The sequence below is a fragment of the Gloeocapsa sp. DLM2.Bin57 genome (assembly GCA_007693955.1).
Taxonomy (GTDB): domain Bacteria; phylum Cyanobacteriota; class Cyanobacteriia; order Cyanobacteriales; family Gloeocapsaceae; genus Gloeocapsa.
This window is the reverse complement of record RECR01000134.1, coordinates 1-9212: the sequence shown is the minus strand read 5'-3', so window position 1 is coordinate 9212 and position 9212 is coordinate 1. Positions and strand designations below refer to the sequence as shown.

Below are 9212 nucleotides of genomic sequence, written 5' to 3'. Positions count from 1 at the left end.
TCTGTAAAATCGAGTATTTCTGTCCAGAATTGGTTTAGAGACATATTTTTTGTAAAGTATCGATAAAATCGGGATAGGAGACAGCAGCAGCTTGAGCGCGGTGAATAGTTGTAGTTCCTGATGCTGCTAAAGCGGCGATCGCTAGACTCATGGCGATGCGATGGTCGGTATAACTATCAACCTCTGTACCCTTTAGGGGTGTACCTCCAACTATTTCTAAACCATCTGGTAACTCAGTAATTTGTGCTCCGAGGTTATTTAACTCTTTAGCCATTACCGCTAGGCGATCGCTCTCTTTTACCCTTAATTCTGCCGCGTCTTTTATTATAGTCTTCCCTTGAGCAAATACTGCAGCTACGGCTAAGATTGGTATCTCGTCGATTAAACTGGGGATAATTTCTCCTGCGATGGTACAGCTAGTTAATTTACTACTGCGTATGCGTAGGTCTGCTACAGGTTCTCCTGCGACTATCCGTTCATTTTCCTTAGTGATCCCTGCTCCCATGTTTTCTAACACGGTGAGTACACCAGTACGAGTGGGATTAATCCCCACGTTGGCAATGAGTAACTCACTATCGGGTATGATTGCTCCTGCTACTAACCAGAATGCTGCTGAACTTATATCTCCTGGTACTATAACATGTTGCCCCAATAGTTTAGGTTTACCCATTACAGTTACCGAAAAGGTTTCGGGATCTGTTTCTATTTCTGCACCAAAAGCGCGCAACATCCTTTCACTGTGATCTCGGGATAAAGCTGGTTCTTTTACCGTAGTTTTTCCTTCCACTCCTAAACCCGCTAGAAGGATACAAGATTTAACTTGAGCTGAAGCAATAGGAGAATGATAGACAATGGGTTGTAATTGTTGTCCTCGTATTGCTAAAGGTGCGAGATTATTATCTTGTCTTCCCCATATTTGTGCTCCCATTTGGGTTAAGGGTTTAATTACTCTCGACATAGGACGCGATCGCAGTGATTGATCTCCTGTGACGCTAAAAAACTTACCTGGTGTTGAAGCTAATAAACCCAACATTAAACGCATGGTTGTCCCTGAGTTTCCCGCGTTTAATACATCTGTTGGTTCTGTTAATTCTCCTTTACCTTTAACAATCACTTTTGCGGTGTTTAACTCGCTGATTTCTATTCCCATTGCGCGAAAACAAGACGCTGTACTCTGGGGATCTTCACCCAATAATAATCCTTCTATTGTCGTTGTCCCTGTGGCGATCGCTCCTAACATCAATGCGCGGTGTGAGATTGATTTATCTCCTGGTACTTTTATTGTTCCTTGGAGAGATACTCCGGTTTGGGGAGGAGTAATGACCAGGTCTCGTTGTTCTGATTCCCACTCAATCATTCTTGTACTTCCTTTTTATCTCAGAAAAAATGCTGGGTTTCCCGTAGGTTAACCCAACCGTTATCAATATTTTTTTTAGTTATAATCAAACAGAGTGAGCTATTTTACTCAACATAGCTGCATTCAGTAACCGACTTAATTCTTCTCTGTTTTGAAATCCTTCGATTCTTTTAATAACTGTTCCCTTATCAAAAAGGATAAGAGTAGGAAGAGTTGTTAGTTTATAAAAATTGGCTAATTTAAAGTTTTCATCAGCATTGATACCCATAACTTTGATTTGACCTTCCCAATCTGTCTCAAATTTAGCTAAAACAGGGTTAATCAAACGACATAAACCACACCAAGGGGCCCAGAAATGAACTAAGACGGGTTGGGGTGATTGTAAAATTTCTTGACCAAAAGTTGTTTCTGTGACTGAAAGAAGCATAAGCTGGTTTTTAAAAAAGGATTTTTATCTGGACTTACTAATTATGCTAGATCATTTGGGATCGCGTAGTAAAGGTAATTGAAACTATTACCAATAAATTTTACTTGTAGCTTGGAGCAGCCAGGGATGAGCATACCATAATAATAGCACAAATACTAACACCCCAAGATAAGCAGGTCGCAGAAATTCTGACCATTTTAGACTTTGTTTTCCCTCTATAATCGCTTTAAAAGGGATAATCGAGGTTCTTTCCTTAACTGCTAAAAAACTCTCACCGTAACGTAAGCTTAAACGACGATCCCCATGCCACACCCCAAAAATATGATGTGCTATCAAACCAAGAGAAGTAACTAAAGTAAAACTACTCCCAATCCACAGAGTATGAGCTATACACCAGAGAATTTGTCCCACCATTTGGGGATGTCTAGTAATTCTAATGATTCCCGTTTCGTAAAGGTGTACCTCTGGTTTAGCGATCGCCGCTATTTCTAACAAGTTAAAAGTCGCAGGATACAAAAAAATAAAAGAAATCGCCGAAATTATCCAGACTAGCTGTTTAATTCCTGGTACTCCTTGGACTTGCCAAAGAATCATACCATCATAACGATGATTAAAAAAATAAATAATTAACACCACCGCTAAACTCAGACTAGCTAAAGCAAATAAGACCCGATACAGTCTAGCACCTATTTTTGCTTCAGCCCATAGTCTTAACGCAGCTAAACCACTATGGACAATGGCAAAACTTAACAAGAGTCCTAAAATAATTGTGTGACTATTAGTGAGCCAATTTGCTAATTTCATGGGAATATAAATTAACACCATTGATGATTTTAACGGAAGTAGGTGACTTTTCTGTGATAATCTCAAATTCAGATAGCTGATCTAGATCCCCATGGGTATTTCTTTCTATGTCCGAAATTCCTTTTAGTATTGATCAACTCCGTATTCTGTTAGCGATCGCTACAGAAGGGAGTTTTAAACGAGCTGCTGACAGTCTTTATGTTTCTCAACCTGCTGTTAGTTTACAAGTGCAAAACCTCGAAAAACAGCTGAATGTACCTCTGTTTGATCGCGGTGGTCGCAAAGCTCAATTAACAGAAGCGGGAAAATTACTTTTACTTTATGGTGAGAAAATTATCAGTCTCTGTCAAGAAACCTGTAGTGCTATAGAAGACTTACAAAGTTTGCGAGGCGGAACACTCATAGTTGGTGCTTCTCAAACTACTGGTACTTATCTTCTTCCTAGGATGATTGGTTTGTTTAGAGAGAAATACCCTAAAGTAGGCGTACAACTACAAGTTCATTCTACCCGTCGTACGTCTTGGGGGGTAGCCAATGGACAAGTTGATTTAGCGATTATTGGAGGAGAAGTCCCACCAGAATTACAGGAAACTTTGACAATTATTCCCTACGCTGAAGATGAATTAGCCCTGATTTTACCCCCTAAACATAGTTTAGCAAAAGAGACTACTATTCCCAAAGAGGCTCTCTATGAACTTAATTTTATTACCCTAGATTCTCAATCCACCATTCGTAAAGTAATCGATCAAGTGCTCAGTCGCTACGATATTGACACTAAACGCTTAAAAATTGAGATGGAACTTAATTCTATTGAAGCGATTAAAAATGCTGTCCAATCAGGTTTAGGCGCAGCTTTTGTCTCTATTACCGCGATCGCCAAAGAATTAGAAATGCACATCCTCTCTAGTCCTGGAATCGAAGGAGTACAAATCAAAAGAATGCTCTCAGTTATTATTAGTACCCAGAGATATCGTTCTAAAGCTGCTGAAGCTTTTATGGAAGAGATTCTACCTTTATTTAGTAATCAACCTGAAAATCTACAGTTTGAACAATTTTATCCTCAACCCCCCGATTTTGGGACTATTACTTCTGATTTAAGCGATTCTGAAGAGTTAGCTGACTTAGAACCCCCAACTGACTAATAAGGACTAGATTTCCCTAGTCCCTATAGTCTATAACATAAATGTAATAATTTAGATAAAAATTCCCAAGCTGTTTAATAAATATTACCGTTAAGCATTTTTTAGTAACTTCTTCATCAGGTTATCTTTAACCATCATTTGTTGCAAGACTTCAATGAGACGGTCTTGAGCTTCTTCTTTGCTTAAGGTTTTTACTTGTTTAGATAAAACCTGTAGCTTAAATTGTTGTTCTAGACTGAGATTTTCTTGTTTGTCCATAAGATGTACTCCTGGTCTGACTGTAAATAAACTTAACACATAACTGCTATTTTGTCTAGTTTGTCAAGCCATAATTAATTAAAGTCATAAAACTTAACAAAAGGCGAGACAAGAAAAAATGGCAACATAATTAAAGTTAGCAAGTTAATCTAGAGAGAACAGTATCAACAATCACTCAAGGAGAGTAAACCAGTGGATGCAATGGAATTTTTTCAGCGGAGTGCGGGTAAATGGCGATCGCTGCGGACTACCCATCATCTTCCCTTTAGAAGAGCAGAAACAGGGGATTCAAATATAGTAGTAGAATCTTTAGAAGCGAATCACCCGAGCATTAAAGAAATTTGTGAAATTCACGCTGTCAATCCTCAACTAAGCGTAGGAGGAGCGTTAGTAGAGTGGAACGCCTCTATGGCTTGGGATAAAGAAGATGAGAATCACTCAGGAAAGACGGTATTTGCTTTAATCCCCGAGGAGACTAACCCAAAACAAGGTCAACTACTGCGGGAGAGAGGGTACGCCGAAATCATGCCAGTAGCTGGGGATTATTATATAGACGAAGAAGAAGCTTTAGTACTAGTCACAGAATACGAAACCATGAGTATTTTTGAGCGGTTTTGGTTTGTTGGTGAAAATATGAGAGTAAGAACTAGTACCGTTAAACGCTTTGGAGGCTTTAATACAGCTACATTTTCTGTAGAAATTCGTACCCAAGACAATCAACAACAAGAGCAATCACCAGAGACAAAAGAAGCTACAGAGTTATTTTCTCTGAGTGGTTGGTAAAATCACCCCCATCCTTCTCTCAGGGTTGAGAAAGTTCTCAACTATGGGAGTGGGAAGTATAGGGAGTGTGGTTCCTGTGGGAAGGAATAATGCGCGAAAAAATCATTAATTCGCGCATTCGCGCATTCGGAATAACACCGTTCTACCGTTCCCCCTAAAACCTAATTATGTTATTTTAGTCACAACTTTTAGGTAAAAATCTTGGCATGATGTTATTTATACTTGCTCAGGTCAAGAAGCGATGAAAAAAAAGCGAAAATTCTTATTTGTACTGCTCATTGGTTTAGTTATCAGAAAAATGGGAAATGCTCAGACATCGTCCTCTACCTTGGTTTATTGCCCTTGATTCCCACCGGTTATTATTATTAACTTCAGAATGATGTATCTAAATTAAAATCTTTTATAAACATTAAATACTACTTGATTGGTTAAATTTTAGATAACATTTTTTAACATTTTGCAGTAATAGTACCTTACTCCCTTATGATTAGGTATAAAGTTTTATAAGATCCACAAGATATGGAGGTTTTCTCTTGGCTATTCCTCTTTTAAACTATACTCCTGTGAGCCAAAATCAGCGCGTTGCAGGATATGAAGTCCCAGGTGAAGAGCAACCCAGAATCTACACGACGGAAAATTTACTTTCTGGTTCGGATTTAGATGATTTAATTTGGGCAGCTTATCGACAAATCTTTAGTGAACACCAGATTCTCAAAAGTAATCGTCAAACTTTTCTAGAGTCTCAATTCCGTTCAGGTCAACTAACGGTTCGGGATTTTATCGCAGGATTAGCGACATCTGACCCCTTTATCAGATTCAATTACCAACCCAACAGTAACTATCGTTTTGCCGAAATCTGCGTTCAACGTATTTTAGGACGAGATGTCTATAACGAAAAAGAAAAAATTGCTTGGTCAATCGTAATTGCTACCAAAGGGGTAAAAGGATTTATCGAAGCTTTAGTTAATAGCGAAGAATACATGACTAATTTTGGTTATGATATTGTTCCTTTCCAACGTCGTCGTAACCTACCCCAAAGAGATTTAGGCGAAACTCCCTTTAACTTAAAAACACCTCGTTACAATGATTACCATCGAGCACAGTTAGGTTTCCCTCAAATTATTTGGCAAAACGCGATCAAACGTTTTACACCTCAAGAAAAAGCTCCCCAAGCAGGAGATCCTTATCTATTCTTGAATATGGCTCGCAATATTGCTCCCAAAGGAAGCCCCACACCTCGGGTATCTGCTATGAATATTAACATTGAGGCTTCTGTCCCTTACCGTAAAAAGTAAGTCTTAAGTTGTACCCAAGGTTAATTAAAAGAGAGTAGTCTAGGATTGGCAGGGTGACTGGTAACCCGGTTATCTTGTCAATCTAAGAATACTCTCTAATTTAGTGTGTCACCTAAAACGACGCAGTCTTAAAGCGTTAGTAACTACTGAAACAGAACTAAAAGCCATGGCAGCACCTGCTAAAATAGGGTTTAATAACCAACCAGTCAAAGGATATAAAATACCTGCTGCGATCGGAATGCCTAAAATATTGTAGATAAAAGCAAAAAATAAGTTACTACGAATATTGCTAACGGTAGCTTGACTGAGTCGGATCGCAGTAATGATACTATTTAAATCAGGGGAAATAAGGGTTAAATCAGCTGCTGCGATCGCTACATCTGTTCCTGTACCAATGGCTATCCCTAAGTCAGCTTGAGCTAAAGCTGGTGCATCGTTAATACCATCCCCTACCATAGCCACTATTTTACCTTCTTGTTGCAAACTACTGATAATCCTGGTTTTGTCGAAGGGTTTGACTTGGGCGAAAACTTTGACAATACCTAGTTGAGAAGCTATAGCTGTGGCGGTTTTTTGGTTATCTCCTGTCAGCATCACTATCTCTAATCCCTTTTGTTTGAGTTTTTGGATAGTAGGAATTGCACTCTCTTTGAGACTATCTCCTAAACCAAAAATACCTTGAATTTCTTGATTGACTGCTAACCAGATAACCGTCTGAGCTGCGTTTTGCCATTCTCTAGCTAAAGCGTCTAAATTATTATCGGTGATTTCTATTTCTTCTAACCAGGTTTTTGTGCCAATTTGCACTAATTTACCTTTGGCTATAGCTTGTACTCCTTTTCCTGGTAAGGCTAAAAAATCTACTGCGTCTGCAAAGGGTAACTTGACTCCCTGTTGTTGTGCGTAACGGGCGATCGCTTCTGCTAAGGGGTGTTCTGAGTATTTTTCTACTATAGCTGCTAATTCGATAAGTTCTCTTGTTTGGGAATTATCGACTCCTTTACTAGTACTAAAGTTAATTACTCTAGGGTTTCCTGCGGTGAGAGTTCCTGTTTTATCAAATACTATAGTATTGAGTTTTTGGGCTATTTCTAAGCTTTGAGCATCTTTAACTAAGATACCTAATTCCGCGGCTTTTCCTGTTCCTACCATCACTGAGGTTGGGGTAGCTAAACCTAAAGCGCAAGGACAAGCTATAACTAGTACAGCGATGGTATTAATTAAGGCTAAGCTTAGATTTTGGGTGATTAGTAACCAGAGGATGAAGGTAACCAGGGCGATCGCCATGACTATGGGTACAAATATACTAATAACTCGATCGGCTAATCTTTGTATTGGGGCTTTAGATCCTTGTGCTTGTTTAACTAAAGCGATAATCTGGGCTAAAACCGTCTCTTTACCTACTTTAGTAGCTTGAAAGATAAAACTTCCTGTTTTATTAATAGTAGCCCCGATTACTTCATCTGAGGGTCTTTTTTCCACTGGGATACTTTCTCCCGTAATCATTGCTTCATCAATAGTGGAGTTTCCCTCAATAATTATGCCATCTACGGGTATTTTTTCTCCTGGACGTACCATCACTTTATCCCCGACTGTTACCGATTCTATGGGGATATCTTCTACTTCTCCTTGTCTAAGTACTCTAGCTGTTTTAGGTTGTAAACCCATTAATTTAGTAATCGCTGCGGTGGTTTGTCCTTTAGCACGATTTTCTAATAATTTTCCTAGTAAAATCATGGTGATAATTACCGCGGCTATTTCGTAATAGACTTCTGGATGTATTCCGATACTTTTAAACCATTGTGGAAAGACTGTGGCTATTACTGAGTAAATATAGGCTGAACCTGTACCTAATGCTATTAAGGTATTCATGTTAGCACTACGTTGTTTTAGGGCTTTCAATGCGCCACTGAAAAAGGGTTGACCACACCAAATCATCACAGGAGTAGTAATAATAAATTGTACCCAGTGTAGAGATAACCAAGTCAACCCTTGGGGTAAGGGTATCATAAACATCATCGGTAATGCTCCAATCATCAGTAAGATACTGCTGATTCCTCCGAAGATGACTTTTCTAGTTAAACTAAGATTTTCTGTGGTTTGACTAGTATCTATTTCCGGAGTAATCATCTCAGCGGGATATCCCGCTTGAGTGACTATTTGTTGGATTTTCCCTAAACTAATTTGTTGGGGATTATAACTTAGACTAGCTTCAGCTAAAGCAAAGTTAACATAACATGATTCTACTCCAGGAATGCGGGTAATTACTGTTTCTACTCTACTAGCACAACCCGCGCAACTCATTCCTGTTATTTTGAGATTATCTTTTTTCATAATCAGGACTCTCTAGCTTTTTTTTATGTTAAAGTCTCTAGTAAACTGGAGAGTCAAGAGTTTAAGGTTAAGAATTATTAAAATTTAAACATCAATCCCAAAATAATAGGAAGAAAAACTATGACTAAAACTCCTTGCTGCGTTTCTACTGCTGAAAATTTTGCTGACTCATGTTGTCCCATAAACGGGGAAAAGGGTAAGCTAGTTCAATTGATTACCCTTAAAAGCTTACTTCAACCTTCTGCTTTAGAACAAGTGAATCCCAATACAGAATATTTTTTTTGTTTGACACCAGATTGTCAGGTAGTTTATTTTAATGGTAAAGGTCAGACATTTAGCATCGACCAAATCAAAGTACCTGTATTTCAAAAAGAGCAAAGGTTCGATGTTCCTGTCTGCTATTGCTTTGGTTGGACAAGAGAACGTATTGAGTCAGAAATTAATCAAACAGGTCAAACAAGTGCAGAAATATCTATTCGTAATCATATCAAAGCTAAACGATGTGGTTGTGAGGTAAATAATCCTCAAGGTAGCTGCTGTTTGGCAAATGTGCGTCAGGTTACTAAAAGTTTACAACAGAATGAAAAACAATAAGACCTTCTTATTTCTGAGTAGTTTAATTAGTCCTCAATTTGCATCAACTGCATTGAAAGTAGCTTTAATTGTCGGTTCAATACTTTTTGTTATTAATCATGGTGATGCTTTACTTCAGAGATAACCAACGCGATCGCGTTGGTTATCTGCAGGTTTATCTTATTTAGCTTAACCGCGAGAAGCCTCAAGCTTTATTTTCTCAAATAAGCGTGAGATGA

The 9212-nt window shown here is 38.5% G+C and carries 9 protein-coding genes; 4 read left to right on the top strand and 5 right to left on the bottom strand.

Annotated features, from left to right (window positions below; all coding sequences use genetic code 11):
- Positions 1–34 precede the first annotated feature (34 nt).
- The 3 genes from aroA to EA365_16515 all read right to left on the bottom strand — a co-directional run bounded on the left by aroA (position 35) and on the right by EA365_16515 (position 2588).
- On the bottom strand, positions 35–1357 hold the full coding sequence (aroA, locus tag EA365_16525) for a 3-phosphoshikimate 1-carboxyvinyltransferase (GenBank protein TVQ41903.1): 1323 nt from the start codon (positions 1355–1357) through the stop codon (positions 35–37).
- Positions 1358–1442: 85 nt separating this feature from the next.
- Positions 1443–1784 carry a thioredoxin gene (locus tag EA365_16520; GenBank protein ID TVQ41902.1) on the bottom strand — a complete coding sequence of 114 codons (342 nt, stop codon included), beginning with the start codon at positions 1782–1784 and terminating at the stop codon, positions 1443–1445.
- Between the two features lie 87 nt (positions 1785–1871).
- The gene (locus EA365_16515; GenBank protein TVQ41904.1) at positions 1872–2588 is read right to left on the bottom strand and encodes a hypothetical protein; all 717 of its coding nucleotides are present in this window, start codon (positions 2586–2588) and stop codon (positions 1872–1874) included.
- 107 nt (positions 2589–2695) lie between these two features.
- On the opposite strand from EA365_16515, the gene EA365_16510 reads away from it, so the two are divergent.
- Positions 2696–3730: a LysR family transcriptional regulator gene (locus EA365_16510; GenBank protein ID TVQ41901.1), complete on the top strand. Its 1035-nt coding sequence runs from the start codon at positions 2696–2698 to the stop codon at positions 3728–3730.
- A gap of 90 nt (positions 3731–3820) precedes the next feature.
- On the opposite strand, the gene EA365_16505 is transcribed toward EA365_16510, so the two are convergent.
- A complete protein-coding gene (locus tag EA365_16505; protein ID TVQ41900.1) occupies positions 3821–3988 on the bottom strand; it encodes a phycobilisome degradation protein NblA in 168 nt (55 codons plus the stop codon).
- A gap of 192 nt (positions 3989–4180) precedes the next feature.
- On the opposite strand from EA365_16505, the gene EA365_16500 reads away from it, so the two are divergent.
- A complete protein-coding gene (locus EA365_16500; GenBank protein ID TVQ41899.1) occupies positions 4181–4771 on the top strand; it encodes a phycobiliprotein lyase in 591 nt (196 codons plus the stop codon).
- 533 nt (positions 4772–5304) lie between these two features.
- Positions 5305–6066, top strand: a complete 762-nt coding sequence (locus tag EA365_16495; protein TVQ41898.1) for a phycobilisome rod-core linker polypeptide CpcG — start codon at positions 5305–5307, stop codon at positions 6064–6066.
- Positions 6067–6174: 108 nt separating this feature from the next.
- Here the strand turns inward: EA365_16495 and EA365_16490 are convergent, their stop codons facing one another.
- Positions 6175–8400, bottom strand: coding sequence for a copper-translocating P-type ATPase (locus EA365_16490; protein ID TVQ41897.1), 2226 nt, complete (start codon positions 8398–8400; stop codon positions 6175–6177).
- A gap of 120 nt (positions 8401–8520) precedes the next feature.
- Here EA365_16490 and EA365_16485 point away from each other — a divergent pair, with 120 nt between their 5' ends.
- Positions 8521–8994 carry a (2Fe-2S)-binding protein gene (locus EA365_16485; protein TVQ41896.1) on the top strand — a complete coding sequence of 158 codons (474 nt, stop codon included), beginning with the start codon at positions 8521–8523 and terminating at the stop codon, positions 8992–8994.
- The last annotated feature ends 218 nt before the right edge of the window (positions 8995–9212 follow it).